General features: G+C 65.5%; 22 protein-coding genes. 13 read left to right on the top strand and 9 right to left on the bottom strand.

The window, feature by feature from the left end:
- Nucleotides 1-2 precede the first annotated feature (2 nt).
- The gene (locus AC5QPF_RS10925) at nt 3-956 is read right to left on the bottom strand and encodes a methyltransferase (protein ID WP_494963229.1); all 954 of its coding nucleotides are present in this window, start codon (nt 954-956) and stop codon (nt 3-5) included.
- Nucleotides 947-2,263, bottom strand: a complete 1,317-nt coding sequence (locus tag AC5QPF_RS10920; protein WP_494964155.1) for an iron-containing redox enzyme family protein — start codon at nt 2,261-2,263, stop codon at nt 947-949. Before AC5QPF_RS10920 ends, AC5QPF_RS10925 begins: the two co-directional genes overlap by 10 nt.
- 277 nt (nt 2,264-2,540) lie before the next feature.
- Between AC5QPF_RS10920 and pbpG the strand changes: the two genes are divergently transcribed.
- A complete protein-coding gene (pbpG, locus tag AC5QPF_RS10915; RefSeq protein WP_494963228.1) occupies nt 2,541-3,461 on the top strand; it encodes a D-alanyl-D-alanine endopeptidase in 921 nt (306 codons plus the stop codon).
- A 71-nt stretch (nt 3,462-3,532) separates the two neighbouring features.
- On the opposite strand, the gene AC5QPF_RS10910 is transcribed toward pbpG, so the two are convergent.
- Nucleotides 3,533-3,985, bottom strand: a complete 453-nt coding sequence (locus AC5QPF_RS10910; RefSeq protein WP_494963227.1) for a hypothetical protein — start codon at nt 3,983-3,985, stop codon at nt 3,533-3,535.
- Nucleotides 3,986-4,191: 206 nt separating this feature from the next.
- Between AC5QPF_RS10910 and pvdM the strand changes: the two genes are divergently transcribed.
- From pvdM to AC5QPF_RS10855, 11 genes are all read left to right on the top strand, one after another.
- Nucleotides 4,192-5,565: a pyoverdine-tailoring dipeptidase-like protein PvdM gene (gene pvdM / locus AC5QPF_RS10905; protein WP_494963226.1), complete on the top strand. Its 1,374-nt coding sequence runs from the start codon at nt 4,192-4,194 to the stop codon at nt 5,563-5,565.
- Entirely contained in the window at nt 5,562-6,857 is a 1,296-nt protein-coding gene (pvdN, locus tag AC5QPF_RS10900; protein ID WP_494963225.1) for a pyoverdine-tailoring periplasmic protein PvdN, read from the top strand. The genes pvdM and pvdN overlap by 4 nt, the downstream gene beginning before the upstream one ends.
- A 14-nt stretch (nt 6,858-6,871) precedes the next feature.
- Entirely contained in the window at nt 6,872-7,732 is an 861-nt protein-coding gene (gene pvdO / locus AC5QPF_RS10895; RefSeq protein WP_494963224.1) for a dihydropyoverdine dehydrogenase, read from the top strand.
- A gap of 259 nt (nt 7,733-7,991) precedes the next feature.
- Nucleotides 7,992-9,194, top strand: coding sequence for a PepSY domain-containing protein (locus tag AC5QPF_RS10890; protein WP_494963223.1), 1,203 nt, complete (start codon nt 7,992-7,994; stop codon nt 9,192-9,194).
- Nucleotides 9,191-9,730, top strand: a complete 540-nt coding sequence (locus tag AC5QPF_RS10885) for a PA2404 family protein (RefSeq protein WP_494963222.1) — start codon at nt 9,191-9,193, stop codon at nt 9,728-9,730. Before AC5QPF_RS10890 ends, AC5QPF_RS10885 begins: the two co-directional genes overlap by 4 nt.
- Nucleotides 9,727-10,050: a hypothetical protein gene (locus AC5QPF_RS10880; protein ID WP_494963221.1), complete on the top strand. Its 324-nt coding sequence runs from the start codon at nt 9,727-9,729 to the stop codon at nt 10,048-10,050. The genes AC5QPF_RS10885 and AC5QPF_RS10880 overlap by 4 nt, the downstream gene beginning before the upstream one ends.
- Complete coding sequence (locus AC5QPF_RS10875; RefSeq protein WP_494963220.1) at nt 10,047-10,613, top strand: DUF6162 family protein; 567 nt, start codon at nt 10,047-10,049, stop codon at nt 10,611-10,613. The genes AC5QPF_RS10880 and AC5QPF_RS10875 overlap by 4 nt, the downstream gene beginning before the upstream one ends.
- Nucleotides 10,614-10,629: 16 nt before the next feature.
- Entirely contained in the window at nt 10,630-11,544 is a 915-nt protein-coding gene (locus AC5QPF_RS10870) for a metal ABC transporter solute-binding protein, Zn/Mn family (RefSeq protein WP_494963219.1), read from the top strand.
- Nucleotides 11,541-12,287, top strand: coding sequence for an ATP-binding cassette domain-containing protein (locus AC5QPF_RS10865; RefSeq protein WP_494963218.1), 747 nt, complete (start codon nt 11,541-11,543; stop codon nt 12,285-12,287). Before AC5QPF_RS10870 ends, AC5QPF_RS10865 begins: the two co-directional genes overlap by 4 nt.
- Nucleotides 12,287-13,186 (top strand): metal ABC transporter permease, encoded by a 900-nt coding sequence (locus AC5QPF_RS10860; protein WP_458976103.1) that lies wholly within the window; start codon nt 12,287-12,289, stop codon nt 13,184-13,186. Before AC5QPF_RS10865 ends, AC5QPF_RS10860 begins: the two co-directional genes overlap by 1 nt.
- Complete coding sequence (locus AC5QPF_RS10855; protein WP_494963217.1) at nt 13,183-14,103, top strand: metal ABC transporter solute-binding protein, Zn/Mn family; 921 nt, start codon at nt 13,183-13,185, stop codon at nt 14,101-14,103. Before AC5QPF_RS10860 ends, AC5QPF_RS10855 begins: the two co-directional genes overlap by 4 nt.
- A gap of 53 nt (nt 14,104-14,156) precedes the next feature.
- Here AC5QPF_RS10855 and AC5QPF_RS10850 read toward each other — a convergent pair whose 3' ends face one another.
- The 6 genes from AC5QPF_RS10850 to AC5QPF_RS10825 form a co-directional block, all read right to left on the bottom strand.
- On the bottom strand, nt 14,157-15,230 hold the full coding sequence (locus tag AC5QPF_RS10850) for a DUF1615 family protein (RefSeq protein WP_494963216.1): 1,074 nt from the start codon (nt 15,228-15,230) through the stop codon (nt 14,157-14,159).
- Between the two features lie 8 nt (nt 15,231-15,238).
- Nucleotides 15,239-15,790, bottom strand: coding sequence for an isochorismatase family protein (locus AC5QPF_RS10845; protein WP_494963215.1), 552 nt, complete (start codon nt 15,788-15,790; stop codon nt 15,239-15,241).
- Between the two features lie 43 nt (nt 15,791-15,833).
- Nucleotides 15,834-16,553: an alpha/beta fold hydrolase gene (locus tag AC5QPF_RS10840; protein ID WP_494963214.1), complete on the bottom strand. Its 720-nt coding sequence runs from the start codon at nt 16,551-16,553 to the stop codon at nt 15,834-15,836.
- A complete protein-coding gene (locus AC5QPF_RS10835) occupies nt 16,553-16,771 on the bottom strand; it encodes an MbtH family NRPS accessory protein (RefSeq protein WP_494963213.1) in 219 nt (72 codons plus the stop codon). The genes AC5QPF_RS10840 and AC5QPF_RS10835 overlap by 1 nt, the downstream gene beginning before the upstream one ends.
- 512 nt (nt 16,772-17,283) lie before the next feature.
- A complete protein-coding gene (locus AC5QPF_RS10830; protein WP_494963212.1) occupies nt 17,284-18,624 on the bottom strand; it encodes an endonuclease/exonuclease/phosphatase family protein in 1,341 nt (446 codons plus the stop codon).
- Between the two features lie 15 nt (nt 18,625-18,639).
- Nucleotides 18,640-19,524: a hypothetical protein gene (locus tag AC5QPF_RS10825; protein WP_494963211.1), complete on the bottom strand. Its 885-nt coding sequence runs from the start codon at nt 19,522-19,524 to the stop codon at nt 18,640-18,642.
- A gap of 202 nt (nt 19,525-19,726) precedes the next feature.
- Between AC5QPF_RS10825 and AC5QPF_RS10820 the strand changes: the two genes are divergently transcribed.
- Entirely contained in the window at nt 19,727-20,731 is a 1,005-nt protein-coding gene (locus tag AC5QPF_RS10820; protein ID WP_494963210.1) for a glycine betaine ABC transporter substrate-binding protein, read from the top strand.
- Nucleotides 20,732-20,756 lie beyond the last annotated feature (25 nt).

Here is a 20,756-nt window from a genome sequence, read left to right as displayed (position 1 = left end):
GCTCAGGCCCGCCGGGTCACGGTAAGAGCCACCGCGGCGATGCGCTCGACCCGCTCGTAGCCAGGCTCCTGCAACTGCTCGCCGAACACATCCGGGTCCAGTTCCTCGTAAAACCAAGCCCAGCGTTCGCCATGCAAGACCCCGCGCACGCTGTCGAGAAAACCGTCCTGGCCATCGACCACGGCCACGCCGGTGTACAGCAGCAGGCTGCCGCCGATGCTCAGGCGCTCGAGGGATTCACGCAGCATGCGCAACGCCAGGCCTTCGCCGAGCTGGCCGCCACCGTGGCGATAGGTGCGTCGGCGGGCGTCGAGCATATAGGGCGGGTTGGAGACGATCAGGTCGAAGGTGCCGGTGATGCCATCCAGCACATCGCTGTATTCCACCGAAACATTACCCAGTTCGGCCAGGGCCACGTTGACCGCGGCATAGCGCAGGGCGAGCGGATTGATGTCGAGGGCGCTGACCTGGGCATGGGGCCGGGCCCGGGCAATCAGCAAGGCGCCGATGCCGGTGCCGCAGCCGATTTCCACTGCGTGCTCGATCGGTGTGCCGACATGCCGCAGATGGTCCTCGATAACCCGGGCGAAGCGATAGCTGTCCGGACCGAAGAACACCGCATCGGCGGTCTCGGTGGGATAACTCGAATGCACCAGCAGCAGGCCGTCGATGCTGGACCAGCGCACCTGGCTCTGCAGGCGGCCGTCATGGGGACGGACGATGCCGGCCTCGCGCATGTGTTGCAGTTCGTCCGGCGACAGCAACGACTCCTCGAAGGGCAGGTTCCAGCCGAACACATCGCGCAGGGTCGGCGCCGCCCGCTTGCCGGCGCGGGCCTGGTAGCGCTGCTGAGTCAAGGGCGTGACGCAGGTGAAACGGTAGCCATCGGCATGCAGGCGCCGCCCCAGGTGCAACAGGGCCTCGTCGGTCTGGCGTTGCTGGTCGGTCAGTTGCATGGGCAATGGCCCCCCTTCAGGCCGGTCAGTTGCAGGTAGCGACGGGTGGCCGCGAGGCCGGCCGGCGTGGCATGGCGGTTGCCGGCCATCTGCTCGATCAGTTGACTGATGGACAGGTCGGCGGCCAATGACGGCAACGCAATGTCGGGGAAGGTCAGCGGCAGCGGGCGGCGTTTCGCTGGCGCCCAGTCCCCGGCGATCCAGTCATGCAGCAATTGCTTTTCATAAGGGCTGAAGACCCCGAACATCGCCGCCTGCGGCCCTTCCACCAACTGCCAGAAACGGCTTTCGGCGGGATCGCGCTCGCGCAGGATCCAGCGCTGGCGCTGCAGCACTTCAAGGAACGCGGGAAAACTGCCCGGCGCCGACAGCCATTCGTTCACCGTGCGGCCATCGAAGCGGCAGCGGTCGGAATGCAGGTGGCGGGCGAAGGCACGCTTGCGCTCCAAGGCCGCCAGCAGCTCGCTTTCCAGATCGAAGCCAGCGGCGATATCCATCGAACCTGCACCCAGGTCGTTCAGACGATAGCCCCGAGCCAGGCGCTTGCAGAAGCGTTCGCCGCCCTGTTCCGGCCAGTACCGGCATACCGCCTCCAGAGCCTTGTTGGCGTGGCCGGTGCAGGCATTGTCGATCGTCACGTGGAGGCGGAAGTAATGCGGGTCGAAGCCCAGCTCTTCCAGTTCGTGGCAACTGATCAGCAAGTGCAGCGGCAGTTGTTCGTAGCCCAGGTTGTAGCCCAGCACTTCCGGAAGAAAACGTTCGGTATTGAAACCCAGTGCCAACTGCACCGCACCTTGCAGATAGCGCTCATCGGCCAGGGGCAATACTTCGTGACAGCCCAGCTCGCTCAGCAGGCGGCGGAAGATCACCACGTGGTTGCAGGCCGGGTCGCCGTCGCCGAGTTCTTCCAGGTAGGTGCGGATCAGACCGTGGTAGCGCGGGTCGTCCCAATGACGCAGCACGCCGTGCAGCCAGGCGCCGTCGACAAGCTTGGTCGGGGTGACCTGCTGCAGGAAATACAAGGCGTGGGCTCTATTGCTGAACATGCGCCGTGGCGCTGCGCTGCGGCGCTCCGCCAGGTAGTCGGCGTACTGCCGCGCCACGCTGGCGGTACGCGCGGCCATCCAGTCGGCAAGCTGGCCCGGGGTCCCCGGAAGATCGTCCACCAGCGACTCGGCCCGGCGCAACTGCGCCGCCAGCCAGTGTTCGCTGTCGTCGACTTCGCCTCGCAGCAGTTCGAAATAAACCGATTCGAAACTATTGGCCCTCACGGCAGGGCTGGCGGCAACTTCGCCTGCATCCGGCATTCGACCCATGGCTGTTCATCCCCTGCATGACCTGTTGGCTATCTATGCAAGGGAGGGGAAACATGAACCACAAGTTCAGAAAGATTGCCTCGCGACAGTACAGAATGCGCAGACGCCTTTAGGCTGGCGAGGCCCAAGGCGATTAAAGATTATTCATATTCGAACTAAGGCCCGGACGGCAATCGACAGCCTCTGGGCCATACTCCACAATGTCACGCTTAGAAAAATAAAAATCCTTGTATTGCCAACGACATACCCTCTTTTAGTGAGCACCTACGTGAAAACCTCTCTTTCGATTCTCAGTCTGCTGTTGTTGCTCACTGGCACCGTCGGCGTCACGTCCACCGCCGTTGCCCAACCAGCCCCCCAGGTCCAGCGTGACCCGGCCAAGCTCCACCTGGCCTCCGGCAGCGCCATGCTGGTCGACCTGCAGACAAACCAGGTGCTCTATTCCAGCCATCCGGACATGGTCCGCCCGATCGCTTCGGTGACCAAGCTGATGACCGCCATGGTGGTGCTCGACGCCAAGCAGTCGATGGACGAGATGCTGACCATGACCATCGCCCAGACCAAGGAAATGAAGGGCGTCTATTCCCGCGTGCGCCTGGGTAGCGAACTGAGCCGCCGCGAGACCCTGCTGATCACCCTGATGTCCTCGGAAAACCGCGCCGCTGCGACCCTGGCCCACCACTACCCGGGCGGCTACGGCGCGTTCATCAAGGCAATGAACGCCAAGGCCAAGGCGCTGGGCATGAACAGCACCCGCTATGTCGAGCCGACCGGCCTGTCGCCGAGCAACGTCTCCACCGCCCGCGACCTGACCAAGCTGCTGCTGGCCGCACGCAACTACCCGTTGCTGAGCGAGTTGAGCACCACCCGCGAGAAGACCGTGGCCTTCCGCAAGCCCAACTACACTCTGGGCTTTCGCAACACCGACCACCTGGTGAACAAGCCGAACTGGGATATCAAGCTGACCAAGACCGGCTTCACCAACGATGCCGGACACTGCCTGGTGCTGCTGACCAGGATGGACAACCGTCCGGTGGCGATGGTGATCCTCGATGCCTTCGGCAAGTACACCCACTTCGCCGATGCCTCGCGCATGCGCCAGTGGCTGGAGACCGGCGCGACCAAGCCGGCGCCGGCGGTAGCGGCGCGCTACAAGGCCGAGCGTAGCCAGAACCGGCCGCAGGACTGAGTTTTCAGGAGCACCACGGACAAACGAAAAGGCCCGGCATGAAAGCCGGGCCTTTTTTTCGCCTGTACGACTCAGGCGGTAGTGTTGACGGTGTTGCCCGCGCTGCTGTCGCCCGCATCGGTCAGCGCCGCCAGCAGCGCCGCGTTGGCCTGCAGCAGTTGGCCGGTGACCGCCGCGACCGCCGCCTGGGCAGCGGCTACGCGGGTCTGCTTGACGGTATCTTCCTGATCGCTGGCCATGGCCTGCTGCAGCTCTTTCTGCCGCGCGGCCAGTTGCTTCTGCAGTTCCTTGACCTGTTCGCGAAGCAGCTTCACTTCCGCAGATTCGCTGGAGCCCGACTCGGCCTGCTTCTCCGAGGAAGTGGGCGCTGCGCCGCCACCACTGCGCACGGCGGACAGGTCGCCACGCACCTGGCCTTGCGCCACCGCCGAAGGATCGGAGGTGACATTGGTCTTGCTGGTGACATTGCTGACAGTGCCGGCAACCGAGAGGTTGGATGCCAGGGCTTTGAGGTAATCGGCCATGAGAGAAAGCGTCCTGAAATAAGAGATCCGAACAGGTCATCGGCCTTTACAAAAAAACCTTTAAACCATTCTTACGGGCCACCAGCTCCCACGGGGTCTCTGTCAGCGCCAAGACATTTGTCGTTCCCGCATAAATTTCCCGCTGCTCTCTTCGTCCTTCCCCTGACACCCGACCACCGCCCACCTGAATCGCGACCGAGATGGCAATGACCAAACCCCGCTCCCGCAAAGCCCTGTACATCGGCCTGCCGCTGGCCCTGGTGCTCGGCATCGGCGCCGCTGTCGGCGGCTGGCTGTACTGGAAGAACGACGCCGGCTACCCGCGCAAGATCGTCGAGCAGGCCAATGCCCTGCACGAGCACATGATTTCCTTCGACAGCCACATCACCGTGCCCCTGGACTTCGGCACCGCCGGGCGCGAGGCGGACAAGGACGGCCCGGGTCAGTTCGACCTGGTCAAGGCCGGACACGGGCGCCTGTCTGGCGCGGCACTGACCATCTTCGGCTGGCCGGAACTGTGGAACGGCCCCAACGCCCCGCACCGCCCCACCGCCGGCTTCGTCGACGAGGCCCGACAGCAGCAGGAAGTGCGCTACAAGATCATCACCGGCATGGTCCGCGACTTCCCTAACCAGGTCGGCATCGCCTACACCCCGGACGATTTCCGTCGCCTGCACGGCGAAGGCAAGTTCGCCATCTTCATCAGCATGCTCAACGCCTACCCGCTGGGCGACGACCTGTCCCAACTGGACCTGTGGACTGCTCGCGGCATGCGCATGTTCGGCTTCAACTACGTGGGCAACAATCCGTGGTCCGACTCGTCGCGGCCGCTGCCGTTCTTCAACGACACCGCCGATGCCCTCGGCGGCCTGGCGCCCATCGGCAAGCAGGCGGTAGGCCGGCTCAACGACCTCGGGGTGATCATCGACGTGTCGCAGATGTCGACCCTGGCCCTGGAACAGGTCGCCGAGCTCAGCCGCGCGCCGTTGGTGGCCTCGCACTCGGCGCCACGGGCGCTGGTGGATATACCGCGCAACCTCAGCGACAAGGAACTGCAACTGATCAAGGACAGCGGCGGTGTGGTGCAGATCGTCGGCTTCCCCACCTACCTGCGGCCGCTGAGCAAGCCGACCCTGGACAAGCTCGAAGCCCTGCGCACGCGCTTCGACCTGCAACCCCTGAACGGCCTGGCCAACGCCTTGATGCCCGGCGATGCGGTGATCGCCATCTGGCCGGAAAAGCGCTTCGGCGACTACGCCAGCAACCTCTACGGCATCGTCGACCAGGAGCCCAAGGCCGGCCTCAAGGAGTTCGGCGACGCCATCGACTACGCGGTGAAGAAGATCGGCATCGACCATGTCGGCATCGCCTCCGACTTCAACGACGGCGGCGGCCTGGCCGGCTGGAAGGATGTCAGCGAGATCCGCAACATCACTGCCGAGCTGCTGACCCGCGGCTACAGCGAGGCGGATATCGCCAAGCTGTGGGGTGGCAACTTCCTGCGGGTCTGGGAACAGGTGCAGAAGAGCGCCCGCCCTGTCGCCGCCCTCACGTCCAACACCGGATCGCCTGCGCCATGACCGACCGCCGTACCTTTCTCAAGCAGGCCGCCATTCTTGGTGCCGGTCTGCCGCTGGCCGGCTCCCTGGCCAACGCCGCCGAAACCGTCGCACCGAGCGCCAGCGCCATGCCATTCAAAGGCGCGGACAAGTGGCGCCAGCTGCGCGACCTGTTCCCCCTGGAGCGCGACACTGCGCATTTCGCCAACTTCCTCATCACCGCCCACCCGCGCCCGGTACAGGACGCCATCGACCGCTACCGCCACGACCTCGACCGCAACCCGGCGGCGCTGATGGACTGGGAAAGCCAGTACGAATGGAAACGCGAGGGCGAGGTCCGCGAGTGGGCCGCGCGTTACCTGGACGTGCGGCCGCGGCAGGTCGCCCTGACCGGCAGCACCACCGAGGGGCTGGGCATGATCTACGGCGGCCTGCAGGTGGCCGCCGACCAGGAAATCCTCACCACTGTCCACGAGCACTATTCCACCCACAAGACCCTGGCCTTCCGGAGCCGCCACCAAGGTACCCAGGTGCGCAAGCTGCGCCTGTTCGACAAGCCGTGGGAAATTTCGAAGGACCAGGTGCTGACCACCATCGATCAGGCCATCCGCCCCAACACCCGGGTACTCGGCATGACCTGGGTGCACTCCGGCAGCGGCGTGAAGTTGCCGGTGGGCGAGATCGGCGAGCTCGTCCGCCGGCACAACCGCGACCGTGATGAGGCGCACCGCATCCTCTACGTGGTCGACGGCGTGCACGGCTTCGGCGTCGACAACCGCACCTTCGCCGACTTCAACTGCGACTACTTCATTTCCGGGGTACACAAGTGGATGTTCGGTCCGCGCGGCACCGGGATCATCTGCGCCGCCTCGGAGCAGATGGGCCCGCTGACCCCGACCTTCGCCACGTTCTCCCAGGATGAGGACTTCGCCACCATCATGACCCCTGGCGGATACCACGCCTTCGAGCACCGCTGGGCCATGGGCAAGGCCTTCGAACTGCACCTGCAACTGGGCAAGGCCGACGTCCAGTCGCGCATCCACCAGCTCAACGACCGGCTCAAGGAACGCCTGCTGGAGCACAAGCAGATCCAGCTGGTGACCCCGCGCAGCAGCGAGTTCTCCGCAGGTTTCACCTTCTTCCGCATCAAGGACCGCGACCCGGACGCCATCGCCGCGTACCTGGTGGACAACAAGGTGATGTCGGACGCGGTGAACCGTGATGTCGGTCCGGTGATCCGCCTTGCCCCGGGCCTGCTCAACGACGAGCAGGAAATCGATCGGGCCATGGCCCTGCTGATCAAGAAACTCTGAAAGAAGGCCTTGCGATGACGCTTACCCTCCCCCGACTGACCCTTGCCGCGCTGCTGGCGGCCACCAGCCTGTCCGCTGGCGCTGCCGAACAGAAACCCGGCGCGGTTTTCCGCGATTGCAAGACCAGTTGCCCGGAAATGGTCGTGCTGCCGGCCGGCAGCTTCATGATGGGCACCCCGGACGACGAGATGGGTCGCCAGCCGGACGAAGGCCCGCTGCATGAAGTGACCTTCGCCAAACCGTTCGCCATCAGCCGTTTCCAGGTCACGGCCGGGGAATGGGATGCCTATATTCGCGAATCCGGGGTGAAGATCGCCGACGGCGACACCCGTCCGGGCCGCGAGTGCAAGGCCAGCAAGCCGCGCTACAAGCAGGGCCTGCGGCAGCCGGCGGTGTGCATGGACTACCACGATGTCGAGGCCTATGTGGCCTGGCTGTCGAAAAAGACCGGCAAGCGCTACGCCATGGTCAGCGAAGCCCAGCGCGAATACGCCGCCCGTGCCGGCAGCAGCGGGCCCTTCCCGTTCCCGCTGGACCCGGACGCGGAATACGAGATCAGCCAGCACGCCAACGTCTACGGACCGAAGGACGGCTACAGCTTCACCTCTCCGGTGGGCAGCTATCCGGCCAATGCCTTTGGCGTGTACGACATGCACGGCAACGTCTACGAGTGGGTCGCCGACTGTCATCACGACAGTTATGTCGGCGCACCGAGCGACGGCAGCGCGTGGATGGAGGCGGACTGCAAGGTGGTGCAGATCCGCGGCAACGACTGGGGCGAGGCGCCGATCTTCTCGCGCTCGGGGAACCGCAACAATCTGTACCCGAGCACCCGTGGCGACTGGATCGGGTTCCGGGTGATCCGCGAGCTCTGACAGGAAACCTGGGCTGCCACAGGGCGGGCCGCCGCGCCGACCATCCCAATGGAGGAGAAACACAGTCAGCACATCAGTCCCCCCGGCACTGCCGGAAGAGCATGGAAACCCGCCACTGAAGCATTTTCTTACAAATGCTCTGACGGGTTTCGCAATCTCATCCGTCCTTACTAGTGCAGCCCTCAGGTTGAGCGTTGGCTCGGCCCCTCTTTTTCGAGGGTCCGCTCGCCCCCACCTTTTACAACAAAGACTGATGCAAATGGCCCAACAAGCGAAAAAGTCCAAATCCCGGTTGTGGTTCCTGGTCCACAGCTGGCTCGCCCTGCCCGTCTGGTTCTTCGTGCTGATCGTCTGCGTCACCGGCACCCTCGCCGTGGTCAGCCAGGAAATCGTCTGGCTGGCCAACCCCGAGGTGCGCGCCAGCCAGCCCGAGGACGACGCCGAACGCCTGAGCTTCCAGCAGGTGCTCGACGCCCTGCACAAGGCCGAGCCGGACATGGCCGTGCGCTATATCAGCCAACCCGACGGCTCGCACTTCGCCCTCAACGTCGCCGTGACCTACCCCGACGGCACCGCGCCTATTCTCTATGTCAACCCGTACACCGGGGCGATCCAGGGCAAGCAGCCGGACTTCAACTTCGAAGGTTTCACCCGGGCCCTGCACGGCTGGTGGCTGGTGCCCTTCACCAACGGCTACAGCTGGGGCTGGTACCTGGTGTCGCTGCTCGGCCTGCCGATGCTGGCCTCGCTGGTCACGGGCCTGGTGGTGTACAAGCGCTTCTGGAAAGGCTTCTTCAAGCCGACCCTGCGCTTCAACCACGGCGCGCGGATCTTCTGGGGCGACTTCCACCGCCTCAGCGGTATCTGGTCGATCTGGTTCATCGCGGTGATCTCCATCACCGGCACCTGGTTCCTGATCCAGGCGATCCTGGCTGACAACCACGTCACCCTTTCCACGGAACCGGTGATCCCCGGCATCTCCCGCGAGGACGTGCCGCGTTCGGAGACCAGCGTCCCGGCTGCGCGCATCGACGTCGACGAGGCCACGCGCATCGCCACCCGCCAGGTGCCCGGGCTCGACGTGAACTTCGTGGTGATGCCCGGCAACGCCTATGCCCACCTCTACCTGGGTGGGCGCAGCTGGTACCCGCTGATGTTCCAGACGGTCAACGTCAACCCGTACACCAGCAAGATCGACGCCTCCTTCCTGCTTGCCGACCGCTCGGCCCTGGAATTCGTCACCGAATCCATGCGGCCGCTGCACACCGGTGATTTCGGCGGCCTGGCGATCAAGCTGATCTGGGCCTTCTTCGGCCTGGTGCTGTCGATGATGGTCTTGAGCGGCCTGCTGATCTGGACCAAACGCACCGCCCAGGCCACCGCCGCCGCGCTGAAGCGTGCGGACAAACCGCCGCGCGTACGCAAGGCCACCCCACAACCCGCCCCGGAGGTGCAGCCATGAGCCAGGCCGCCATCATCACCCCTTCGCCACTCAGGCAGTTCTGGCTGAAGTGGCGCTTCCATCTGAACGTGTTGCTGCTGCTGATTCCGTTGGGCTTCATGCCCAAGTATTTCGCCGACCAGAAGCTGTTCCGCGGCGACAGCGGCCTCGGCGCCAATGCCATGGAAAACATCCAGGTCGGCCCGTGGAGCGTCAGCCTCGCCGAACTGCGCGATGAAGCGCCGCGTCCGGACGGTCCGGCCGGCTACTTCAAGAGTTTCAACATGGCCCTGTGCCAGACCTGCGTCGGCGAGGTCAAGGCCGCCTACCTGCGCATCGGCAAGCCGCGCAGCCTGCGCGCCGCCGGCACTATCTTCTTCGGCACCCCGTACCGCATGAGCACCAGCCTGCCGGTACCCGAGCGCACCCGCGCCGACGCCGAGCTGTGGATCACCCTCGAAGGCTGGGACGGCAGCATGCAGCAGGCCGCGGTCCCGCTGGCCAAGGCATCCCCCGCGACCCTGGCCTGGCTCGACAAACAAGGAGGCAAACGATGAAACCTGGTGTTGGCAGGCTGGCCCTGCCCCTGTTCCTGCTGTGCCTGGCCGGTCCGGCCCTGGCGCACAACCCGATGTGCCAGTGCGAGCCGATGGACGGCGACCAGATCAAGTGCACCGGCGGTTTCTCCGACGGCAGCGGCGCGCCGGGAGTGACCCTCGACGTGATCGGCTACGACGAGAGCGTGCTGGTCCCGGGCAAGCTCGGCGCCGACTCGACCCTGACCTTCAAGCGTCCCGCCGGCGAGTTCTACGTGCTGTTCGACGCCGGTCCCGGCCACGTCGTGGAAATCGACCACGCCGACATCGGTGAACCATGAGCCGGGTCCAGGTGGTGCGCCCGGCCGGCGCCGGGCATGAAACCCTGTATGTGGCGCTGGTGGCCCTGCTGATCCTGGTGCTGGCCGCCACAGTAGTCAGCCTGCGCGGTGGGCACGAGGAAGAGACCCGGGTCGAAGCCCACCAGATCGACGCCCGCCGCGACCTCAACGCCGCCGAACAGGGTATCTACACCGACCTGCGGGTGGCCTTCGACGAGATCCAGGCACGCCGTGCCGAAGAGCCCGGCCTGGCCAGCGTCGAGCTGCTGGCCGAGGAAGGCTTCGCGCCCTTCGTCGCCGATGCCAGCAGCGTGGCACGCGGCGCACACCAGTGGCGCCAGGTCGCCGCAGCCTATGTCGGCCTCAGCCCGCAGCCGCAGACCGCCGGCAGCTTCGTCCTGCTGATCCCCGAGGCGCAGGACGGTGTCGCCGATGTCTGGCTCAGCCGTGACGCCCAGCCCGAGCTCCCCGCCGAACTGACCGCCGGCGTCCTGCAGGCCGCCGGCTGGAAGCAGATCGCCGCCCACTACGACGCCGGTGTCACCCGCCAGCATCAGCACTGACCCGCAAGGAATGCCCATGCTCCGCTCCGCTTTCGTCCGTGTCCTCAGCCTGTTCGTCGCCCTCGCCCTGCCCGCCCTGGCCCTCGCCGAAAACGGCAAGCCACTGCGCATTGGCATCACCCTGCACCCCTACTACAGCTACGTCAGCAATATCGTCGGCGACCGCGCCGAGGTGGTGCCGCTGATCCCGGCCGGCTTCAACCCCCATGCCTACGAGCCACGCGCCGAGGACATCAAACGCATCGGCTCGCTGGACGTGGTGGTGCTCAACGGCGTCGGCCACGACGATTTCGCCGACCGCATGATCGCCGCCAGCGAGAAACCGAACATCGCCACCATCGAATCCAATGCCAACGTACCGCTGCTGGCCGCCACCGGCATCGCCGCCCGTGGTGCCGGCAAGGTGGTCAACCCCCACACCTTCCTGTCGATCAGCGCCAGCATCGCGCAGATCAACAACATCGCCCGCGAGCTGGGCAAACTCGATCCGGACAATGCCAGGTACTACAGCCAGAACGCCCGCGACTACGCCAAGCGCCTGCGCAAGCTGCGCGCCGACGCCCTGGCGCAGTTGACCGAGGCACCGAACCCGTCGTTCAAGGTGGCCACCATCCATGCCGCCTACGACTACCTGGTGCGCGAGTTCGGCCTGGAAGTCACCGCGGTGGTGGAGCCGGCCCACGGCATCGAGCCGAGCCCGGCGCAGTTGAAGAAGACCATCGACCAGTTGCATGCGTTGAACGTGAAGGTGATCTTCTCGGAAATGGACTTCCCGTCCGCCTACGTCGACACCATCCAGCGTGAGGCCGGGGTCAGGCTGTACCCGCTGACCCACATTTCCTACGGCGAATACACCAAGGAGAAATACGAGGTAGAAATGAAGCGCAACCTCGACACCGTGGTCCGCGCGATCAAGGAGAACCAGGCATGACCGTCGCCGAACCCGTGGTCGCCGCGCCCTGCGGCCCGTCCATCGACTTCGCCGGCATCGACCTGACCCTGGGCCGCACGCGCATCCTCGACCAGGTCAGTTTCAAGGTCGCCGCCGGCAGCGTGCATGCCATCGTCGGCCCCAATGGCGGTGGCAAGAGCTCGCTGATCAAGACCCTGCTCGGGCAGATGCCGCACCAGGGCCGCCTGGCCCTGGGATGGCCGGATGAACGCCAGGTGATCGGCTACGTGCCCCAGGCTCTTGAATTCGACCGTGGCCTGCCAATGACCGTCGACGATTTCATGGCCGCCATGTGCCAGCGCACCCCGGCGTTCCTCGGCCTGTCGCGCCGGGTCAGCCCGGCCATCGACGCGGCGCTGGACCGCGTGGGCATGCTCGACAAGCGCAAGCGACGCATGGGCGCCCTGTCCGGCGGTGAGCGCCAGCGCGTGCTGCTGGCCCAGGGCCTGATCCCGGCACCGCAACTGCTGGTGCTGGACGAACCCATGTCGGCTCTGGACGAGGCCGGCATCCAGGTGTTCGAACGCCTGCTCGGCGAATGGCGCCGGGCCGGGACCACGGTGCTGTGGATCGAGCACGACCTGCAGGCCGTAGCGCGCCTGGCCGATCGGGTCACCGGCCTGAGCCGGCGGGTACTGTTCGACGCACCGCCGAAGGAAGCGCTGACCCCCGAGCGTCTGCTCGGCCTGTTCTCCATCCACCCGCGCAGCGAGAGCCTGTGATGAACTACGAAGAATTCCGCCTGCTGATCCAGGGCTGGGCCGCCTCCGGCTACCTGCCCGAGGCCCTGGCCTATGGTTTCGTGGTCAACGCCCTGCTCGCCGGGCTGATGATCGGCCCGGTGCTCGGCGGCCTCGGTACCCTGGTGGTGGTCAAGCGTTTCGCCTTCTTCTCCGAGGCGGTGGGCCATGCCGCGCTGACCGGCGTGGCCATCGGCATCCTCCTCGGCGAGCCCTACACCGGCCCCTACGGCAGCCTGTTCGGCTACTGCCTGCTATTCGGCATTCTGCTCAACTACCTGCGCAACCGCACCGGACTATCGCCGGATACCTTGATCGGCGTGTTCCTGTCGGTGTCCCTGGCATTGGGCGCGAGCCTGCTACTGATGCTGGCCGGCAAGATCAACGTGCATATCCTCGAGAACGTGCTGTTCGGCTCGGTGCTCACGGTCAGCGGCCATGACCTGGTGGTGCTGGGCATCGTAGGCGCCTTGGTGCTCGGCCTGGCTCTGCCGCTGTACAACCGCATCATGCTGGCCAGCTTCAACCCGCAACTGGCGGCGGTGCGCGGGGTGGCAGTGAAGAGCCTCGACTACCTGTTCGTGGTGCTGGTAACCCTGGTCACCGTGGCGGCGGTGAAGGTCATCGGCGCGATCCTGGTCGGCGCCCTGCTGGTGATCCCGGCGGCAGCGGCGCGGCTGGTCAGCCAGTCGCTCAAGGGCTTCTTCTTCACCTCGGTGCTCATCGCCACCTTCAGCACCCTGATCGGCATTCTCCTGCCGATCGTCTTCGACCTGCCGGTGCCTTCCGGGGCTGCGATCATCCTGGTCGCCGGCAGCTTCTTCGCCCTCGCCGCGCTGGCTCGCGGCCTGGTTCCACGCCTGCAAGGAAACCCGGCATGAACCCGACCCTCAAACACCTGAGCCTGGCCCTGCTGCTGGCCGGCCTGCCCCTCGCCGCCCACGCCGCACCGGCCGCGAAAGCCGCTGCGCAACAGGCCGCCGGCATTACCGTGCTAGCCTCGCTGCCGGTGACCTACGGCCTTGGCAGCCTGCTGCTGGACGGCACCTCGGTGAAGCTGGTGCGCGCCGCCCCGGAGAACCTTCCGGCGAGCCGCCAGCCCTCGTACTTCAGCGGTCGTGGCGCGGCCAGCCTGCAGAAGGCGGCGGGCAAGGCCGACGCAGTGATCGACCTGCGTTCGATCTGGAGCGACGACCCGCTATACCCGGTGGCGCGCCGGACCAACATCCGCATTATCGAGATCGATGCCGCGCGGCCGGTGGACGGCGCGTTACCGGGCATCGCCGCCCAGGGCGACAACGTGATCGCCGGCTACCCCTGGTTGAACCCGACCAACCTGGGACGCATGGCCGACGTGCTGGCCAACGACCTGGGACGTCTGTCGCCGGCCGACCAGGCGAAGATCCAGGCCAACCTCGCCGGGCTCAAGCGCCAGTTGCTCGACCTCAGCGCCCGCAGCGAAGCGAAGCTGGCCGAGGTGGATAATCTCAGCGTGATGAACCTGTCGGATCGCCTGGGCTACCTGATTGGCGGGTTGAACCTGGACCTGGTGGACCATCCGCAGGTACTGGATGACAAATGGAGCGAAGAGCAGCTCAAACACCTGGACGAAGAGCTGAAGGGACAGGACGTGGCGCTGGTGCTGCATCACAAGCAGCCGCCCAAGGCCGTTGCGGATGTTATCGCGGCAAGCGGGGCCAGGCTGGTGGTGGTGGATACCGATGCGGTAGATAGCGTTGCAGGGTTGAAGGCTGGGGTGGAGCAGGTCGTGACGGCACTGACTGCCAAAAATTCCTGATTGCGCCGCGGTCGGTGTGGGGATTCACCGGGCCAGTTGACCATTGAATACGGCTAGCGCCTCATGCAGCGCTGATACCTTTCATCAACCCGGTTCGCAAACCACGCTGTAGTCAGCTGGCGGGTAATCTTCGGACTCTCCAGTCTTATCCCCGGCAACACCTCCCGCGCCACGCGCTTGCCCGACGCCTTGTCCGCCAGGGCAAACACCTGCTGGTACAGGCGGGTTTCCTCGAAATCCGCCCCCGTGCCCTTCTCCAACTGCTCGCGAATCACCGGATTGCGCATGCCAAAGCGCTCCCCCAGCAGGCGCGCCGCCTTCTCGGTACTCCCCGGCAGAATCGCGCCATAGGCGATCAGGTCGCCATCCAGCGCCAGCTTCGCCCCGGTCACCCGACTCAACGCCGCCTGAAACGCCGCATTGCGACTGGCGTACCAACCGGCATTGAAATCGGCAAAGCGGTACAACGGCTGCGAATAATTAGCCGGATACCCCAGCAGATGGGCGATGCCGAAATACATCCCGCCACGCCGGCTGAACACCTCCTGGCGGATACTGCCGTCACGGGCATAGGGATAGTCGCGGGCATGGTCTTCGGCGAAGTCGATGCTGACCTGCATCGGCCCACCGGTGCGCACCGGGTTGAAACCGCCGAGCAAGGTCTTGCCCAGCGGCAAGGAGCCGATCAGCTCATCGTAAAGCCCGCTCAGCTCGCGTTCGCTGCGCACCGCCGCGAGGCGCTGGTTCCAGGTCTTGCCGTTGGCGGAGCGGGTATCGAGGGCAGCCTCCACCAGCATCTTGGGCACGAAGGCCTTCGCCGCCCGACGATCGATTTCCTCACGGGCGATACGCCCGAGGCTCGGCACCTTGGGGTCGGCACTGAAGGTGGATTCCTGCTCGGTCACCGCCAGCACCGCACAGATGTTCGACTGGCTGGGATCGAGCTTCTGTGTGGTGAACGCAGTCTGGATATCCCGCGCCCAGCCCTGGCGATCGTTAACCGTTACCGGCAGCAAGGCCGCGACCTTCGCCTGCACCTGCTGCTGCGACAGCGCCTGCTCCTGGCCCGTACGCGTGCCGACGCAACCGGCGAGCAACACCAACAGCCCGAACGGCAACCCGCGCATCAGGCGTTTCAGGGTTGTTCCCCGACCAGGAAGGTCTTGCTGACGGTGCGGAATTTCTCGTGGCCGGAACTGCGCATCAGCTCGAACAGGACCATTTCACGGGTAACGATCTGCGCCCCGGCGGCGCCCATGCGTGCCAGTCCGGCGGCCTTGCTCTCGGCGCTACGGCTGTCGCAGGCATCAGCGACGACGAAGACCTGCTGGCCGCGCTCCAGCAGTTCCAGCACGGTCTGCAGCACACAGACATGGGTTTCCATGCCGCAGACGATCACCTGATCGCGGGCCAGCAGCGAAGCCGGCAGGCATTCGCCAGCGACACAGGAAAAGTGCAGTTTCTCCACCACCGTAGCGGCGGGTGCGGCTTCCAGCAGGCTGGCGACAGTCGGTCCGAGGCCCTTGGGGTACTGCTCGGAAATCACCGTCGGCAGACCCAGCTCGGCCGTGGCGGCGAGCAGCCAGCGGGTCCGCGCCAGCGTCCCGGCGGGGTCGCTGACTGCACCGATGAGTTTTTCCTGGACATCGATTACCAGCAGCGTGGCCCGGGAAGCGTCGATCAGCATTGCGTAGCTCCTTGCAGTCGGAAATGTTCCCGACTATGCGGCGCTAGGCAGTCAGACGCAATGGCTCCAGCGTGGCAGACAGGACACCGAGGACACGGTCTTCATGCTCGTGGATGAAGAAATGCCCGCCCGGGAACACTTCCAGGGAGAAATCACCCTGGGTTTCCTGGCGCCAGGCCAGCAGTTGCTCCTGACTGGCACGGTCCTCCTCGCCGGCGAACACGTGCAACGGGCAACGCAGCAGCGGCCGCGCCCGGTACTTATAGCGCCCGCACAACAGAAAGTCGGCGCGCAGGACCGGCAGGGTCAGGCTCATCAGTTCTTCGTTGGCCAGCACTTCCTCCGGGGTGCCTTGCAGATCGCGCAGTTCGCGGATCAGCTCGGCATCGCTCTTCGGCTCGCACCACTCGGGCCCGTTGTAGCCTTCGCGACGGCTCGGCGCTGCGGTGCCACAGGCGAACAGCGCCAGCGGCGGCGGGCAACCGAGGGCCTGCAGCTCATGGGCCAGCTCGTAGGCCAGCAAGGCCCCGAGGCTATGGCCGAGGATCGCATAGGGCTGGTGGGCGGCCAGGCGCTGTTCGCTGGCCAGTTGCCGGGCCAGGGCCGCCAGGTCGGTACGCAGCGGCTCGCCAAGGCGCGCACCGCGTCCCGGCAGCTCGACCGGACGCACGTTGAGCCAGGCCGGCAGCTTGCGCCGCCAGCGACTGTAGACCATGGCGCTGGCGCCGGAATACGGCAGGCACAGCAGGGTCAGCGACGACATCAGGAGGCGGCCGCCGCCATCTTCTGCCGCAGGCTCAGGGGACGCATGTCGGTCCAGACCTCGTCGATCCAGGCCAGGCAGTCCTTCTTCAAACCGCTCTTGCCAACGGCGCGCCAGCCTTCGGGGATAGCCTTGTAGTCCGGCCAGATCGAGTACTGTTCTTCGTGGTTGACTACAACCTGGAAGACGATGTCGTCGCGGTCGAAGACGGAAGTCATTGTTTGTCTCTCCTTCACTGAGATGGGGGTGCCCGTGACGCGGGAACGCTGACTGGAGAACGAAGCCGCGTCATGGAAAATTAGGGTCATCACGGAATTTCGGTGTCGGTGTCGGTGTCGGTGTCGGTGTCGGTGTCGGTGTCGGTGTCGCGAGATTATCCATTGCAGAGGGTGACGCCACCGGCCCCTTCCGCCTTTACGGCGGGTCCATTTTGTTGCGGCAAAATGGACGAAAACCGCTCGCTCCCACAGCCGGCCCTACGCTTCGCTTCGGGTCCCCTCCTTCCGGTGCCTTGCGCGGGCCCGCGGCCTACGACTTGCTTCGCAAGTCTTCACCTCGCGCTTCGGCTTCGCCGAAGGGTGCTGCGCACCTGCCCCCGCAAGACACCTCCACTCGGCCGGCTGAAGTCGCAATTTGCGGCGCCTGAAAGTATGCGCACGAAGAGCAAGGGCAAAAGCAACAGCTACCGATGCCGATGTTGTTTTCGAAGATGGGTTCGTCTCCCCCACCCCTAGGAAAAATGCATCACGTAGCTGACCGCCAGGTGATCAGAGGGCCCTGGGCTGTCCACCACGCCTGGCTGGAGCGGTTCGCGGGTGCCATTGACCAGGGCGTAGTCGAGCATGTGCGCCGGCGCCGTAGCCGGGTGAGTACTGCCGCTGGCCGGTGCAATCCGCGCCAGGCTCTCAGGCGAGACCCAATTGCCACCGCCCGCGGCTGACGGGCGCGGGTCACGGTTGAAATCACCAAGCACGACGTAGGGCGTGTCGGTGTGCCAACTGATCTCGCGGATCATCCGCGGCGCGTTGTAGCCACCACCAGACAGGGCATGGACGTTGTACACCGTCACTTCCTGGCGGCTCACCGCGCCGTCTCCCCGCCGCCGCAGACGCACGCCAAGGGCCGGGCGGGACACGGGCAGGCTTCCGGACTGCGGCACGCCGTCGGCGATGACCATGACGTTGCGCACATCCAGTTGTGCACTGCTGCGGATCACGATGGCGAGGTTGACGCGCAGGCGTTGCACGTCGAGGAAATACACCTGGTAGGTCTCCGGGCGCGTGGCGGTGCCAGCATGCCAGAGGTACTGATCGACCTCCTGATGCGCGCCGAACTGGTCCGGTACATCGATGCGTACCACCCGCTCGGCAGACCCGGGCGGAGCACCAGCCTCCTGGATCACTACCACGTCGTTGAGCCGGGCCAGTTGCAGCAGGCGCGTGCGCCATTTGCTTTCGGCAGTCGCCGCAGTGCCCTGCATGTTCCAGGTGGCCAGGCGCAACTCCAGACCCACGCCGACGGGACTGGGGCGACCAATTTCGATCAGCGGCGCGCCGGTTTCGCGGCGGATGCGTGCGTGGTAGTAGTCGCGCAAGCCGCCCTGGAGCTGGATCATCCCCTGCCAGGGACCGAAGGCGGCACCGACGATAAACTGCAGGGCGCGCAGCGGATCGCCAATATCCAGGTCGAACGGCCCGCGCTCCGCGAGCAGGCCATTGAGGGTCAGCACGACGTGCAAGCGGTAGACCACCAGCAACAGTGCCAGCGGCTCCCGGCCAGGCGTGCGGCCAAGCATGGCGATGGTTTCGCCGTTGTTGTACAGCCGCCGCAGGAGCAGGGTCAGGCGCTGGGCGAAGCGGCATTGCTGGGCCTGGTTGGCGCTGCGCATGTACTGGCGGGATATCGCGTACGCCAGGTACGAGGCGGTGGGCTGGGCGTCATAGGGTGAGGACGCGAGCAACTGGAAGGTATCCAGGAGAATGACCTCCACTTCGTTGAAGAAGGTCTCGTCGTCCAGCCCCTCCACCAGATGATTGTCGATGTAGCGGCGAATCGTCGTGTCGATCGGCATGCGAACCTCCCGTGTTCAAGGCTTGCCGCGGTACAGCACATGCAGCACGCCATCCTGCACTGCCGCCCCCGGACTGTTCGTCGCGCCCAGGCCGGTGCTCACTGCCAGCGGCCCGAGCACGTTGCCGTCGTAGGCGTACTGATGAATTTCGTAGTGGACATCGGGGCCCTGGCTCTCGGCCGTGGCCTGGGTGAACAGCAGCTTGAGCAGGCCGTTGTGCACCACGGCTGCCGGTGAATGCGGGTAGTCCTCGCGCAGCAGCAGTTGCGCCCGCGTCCATTGCTGCACGCCATCGAACTTGATCAGGTAGAAACCGCCGGCAACGTCCTTGTAGATCAGGTGGATCAGGCGCTGGTAGGTGACCGCCACCGGGCTCAGGTTGCTGCGCACCGCACTCAGCCCATCGGACTTGACCGTTTCGCCGCGGGTCCAGTCCTTGAGGTCGAGGGTCGAGCGCCGCCAGATATTCACGGCGTCGTCGTGCAGGTGATGGAACAGTTGCAAGCGGCCGGCCACTTGCGCCACGGTCGGGGTCATTTCGAGAAAGATGTCCAGGGTGCGATTGAACACGAACAGGCCGGACGGCTCGTCCAGGGTCAGCAGGTCGGTGGTCCCCAGGGTACTGGCAAAGACAATGTGCAGGCGGTCCCTGAAGGTGAAGATGCACGGCGCCCAGCGCGGCGGGGTTTCACTGACCACCACCGGCTCGCTCCAGAGCCCCGCACTGGAAGCCTTGCTGATGACCTTGACGGTGCCGAACTCACGGATCCCGTCGATGTAGACGCAATACAGGCGCCCCTTGAAGTGGGCGACACGACAGGCTTCCTCGGTCGTGGCAGCGGTGATGTATGAATGGTCGAGGATCCCGTGGGGGCTCGAGGTGGTCCAGATCTTTTGCATGAGGCGAACTCCGCAGGTCGGCAAGGATCGCCACTACAGCAGCGATCCCCGCCGCGGTCTGTCGTCGCCGGCGCTCGCGAGCCTGGTAGAACCGCTCGCCGGCCCGACGGAAACCCGGCGCCGATGAGGGCACCTTTCCAATGGAGTCTTGTCGCGGCGAGCACTGTCTACACTGAGCCAACCTCACGAGCGAGCACCGACCATGAAACGCCTGGCCCTGCTGTTCTGCACTGCCCTCCTCAGCCTTTCGGCCCTGGCCGCGCCCCGCGCGCCGATCCATTTCGGCGAAATCACCTGGGAAAGCGGCAGCTTCACCACCGAAGTGCTGCGCCTGATCGTCGAGCACGGTTACGGTTACCCCACCGACACCCTGCCCGGCAGCACGGTGAGCATGGAGGTGGCGCTGGCGCGCAACGATATCCAGGTGATCGGCGAGGAGTGGGCGGGCCGCAGCCCGGCCTGGGTCAAGGCCGAGCAGGCCGGCCAGGTGCTCGCCCTCGGCGATACGGTGAAGAACGCCGACGAAGGCTGGTACGTGCCGGAATTCGTGGTCAAGGGCGATACCGGGCGCGGACTCCAGCCGCTGGCCCCGGCGTTGCGCACGGTGGACGACCTCAAGCGCTACGCCAAGGTCTTCGCCGACCCGGAAGCACCCGGCAAGGGGCGCTTCCTCAACAGCCCCAGCGGCTGGACCTCGGAGACGGTCAACAGCCAGAAGCTCAAGGCTTATGGCCTGGAGGACCTCTACACCAATTTCCGCAGCGGCTCCGGTGCGGCGCTGGACGCCGAAATCACCTCGTCGATCCGCCGCGGCAAGCCGGTGCTGTTCTACTACTGGTCGCCGACGCCGCTGATGGGCCGCTTCAAGCTGGTGCGCCTGGAAGAGCCGCCGTTCGATGCCCAGGCCTGGGCCACCCTGACCGACGCCAGCAACCCCGCGCCGACAGGCAGTCGCTCGTTGCCGGCGAAGCTGTCCATCGGCGTTTCGAAGGCCTTCCACGAGCAATACCCGGACCTGGTAGCCTTCTTCAGCAAGGTCGACCTGCCGATCGACACCCTCAACGCCGTCCTTGCGCACATGAGCGAGCAGCGGCAAGACCCGGCGCTGGCCGCCCGCGCCTTCCTCAAGGATAACCCGCAGGTCTGGCACCCCTGGTTGCCAGACGAAGTGCGCGGCAAGGTCGATGCGTATCTGTCCGGTAGCTGATCCATGGCTTGGGCGCTTGATCTGC

Source organism: Pseudomonas sp. Con_6, from assembly GCF_059379395.1.
The sequence above is the reverse complement of the archived record's forward strand: the minus strand, read 5'-3'. Positions and strand labels throughout refer to the sequence as shown.

What these genes read in the sequence shown, in the direction of transcription:
- pvdO (WP_494963224.1), top strand. Translation starts at nt 6,872, where the DNA reads ATGACGCTTACCCTCCCCCGACTGACCCTTGCCGCGCTGCTGGCGGCC.
- AC5QPF_RS10850 (WP_494963216.1), bottom strand. Translation starts at nt 15,230, where the DNA reads ATGCGCGGGTTGCCGTTCGGGCTGTTGGTGTTGCTCGCCGGTTGCGTC.
- AC5QPF_RS10920 (WP_494964155.1), bottom strand. Translation starts at nt 2,263, where the DNA reads ATGCCGGATGCAGGCGAAGTTGCCGCCAGCCCTGCCGTGAGGGCCAAT.
- AC5QPF_RS10825 (WP_494963211.1), bottom strand. Translation starts at nt 19,524, where the DNA reads ATGCAAAAGATCTGGACCACCTCGAGCCCCCACGGGATCCTCGACCAT.
- AC5QPF_RS10840 (WP_494963214.1), bottom strand. Translation starts at nt 16,553, where the DNA reads ATGTCGTCGCTGACCCTGCTGTGCCTGCCGTATTCCGGCGCCAGCGCC.
- pvdN (WP_494963225.1), top strand. Translation starts at nt 5,562, where the DNA reads ATGACCGACCGCCGTACCTTTCTCAAGCAGGCCGCCATTCTTGGTGCC.
- pvdM (WP_494963226.1), top strand. Translation starts at nt 4,192, where the DNA reads ATGACCAAACCCCGCTCCCGCAAAGCCCTGTACATCGGCCTGCCGCTG.
- AC5QPF_RS10875 (WP_494963220.1), top strand. Translation starts at nt 10,047, where the DNA reads ATGAGCCGGGTCCAGGTGGTGCGCCCGGCCGGCGCCGGGCATGAAACC.
- AC5QPF_RS10885 (WP_494963222.1), top strand. Translation starts at nt 9,191, where the DNA reads ATGAGCCAGGCCGCCATCATCACCCCTTCGCCACTCAGGCAGTTCTGG.
- AC5QPF_RS10835 (WP_494963213.1), bottom strand. Translation starts at nt 16,771, where the DNA reads ATGACTTCCGTCTTCGACCGCGACGACATCGTCTTCCAGGTTGTAGTC.
- AC5QPF_RS10855 (WP_494963217.1), top strand. Translation starts at nt 13,183, where the DNA reads ATGAACCCGACCCTCAAACACCTGAGCCTGGCCCTGCTGCTGGCCGGC.
- AC5QPF_RS10910 (WP_494963227.1), bottom strand. Translation starts at nt 3,985, where the DNA reads ATGGCCGATTACCTCAAAGCCCTGGCATCCAACCTCTCGGTTGCCGGC.
- AC5QPF_RS10925 (WP_494963229.1), bottom strand. Translation starts at nt 956, where the DNA reads ATGCAACTGACCGACCAGCAACGCCAGACCGACGAGGCCCTGTTGCAC.
- AC5QPF_RS10870 (WP_494963219.1), top strand. Translation starts at nt 10,630, where the DNA reads ATGCTCCGCTCCGCTTTCGTCCGTGTCCTCAGCCTGTTCGTCGCCCTC.
- AC5QPF_RS10890 (WP_494963223.1), top strand. Translation starts at nt 7,992, where the DNA reads ATGGCCCAACAAGCGAAAAAGTCCAAATCCCGGTTGTGGTTCCTGGTC.
- AC5QPF_RS10865 (WP_494963218.1), top strand. Translation starts at nt 11,541, where the DNA reads ATGACCGTCGCCGAACCCGTGGTCGCCGCGCCCTGCGGCCCGTCCATC.
- AC5QPF_RS10845 (WP_494963215.1), bottom strand. Translation starts at nt 15,790, where the DNA reads ATGCTGATCGACGCTTCCCGGGCCACGCTGCTGGTAATCGATGTCCAG.
- AC5QPF_RS10830 (WP_494963212.1), bottom strand. Translation starts at nt 18,624, where the DNA reads ATGCCGATCGACACGACGATTCGCCGCTACATCGACAATCATCTGGTG.
- AC5QPF_RS10860 (WP_458976103.1), top strand. Translation starts at nt 12,287, where the DNA reads ATGAACTACGAAGAATTCCGCCTGCTGATCCAGGGCTGGGCCGCCTCC.
- AC5QPF_RS10880 (WP_494963221.1), top strand. Translation starts at nt 9,727, where the DNA reads ATGAAACCTGGTGTTGGCAGGCTGGCCCTGCCCCTGTTCCTGCTGTGC.
- AC5QPF_RS10820 (WP_494963210.1), top strand. Translation starts at nt 19,727, where the DNA reads ATGAAACGCCTGGCCCTGCTGTTCTGCACTGCCCTCCTCAGCCTTTCG.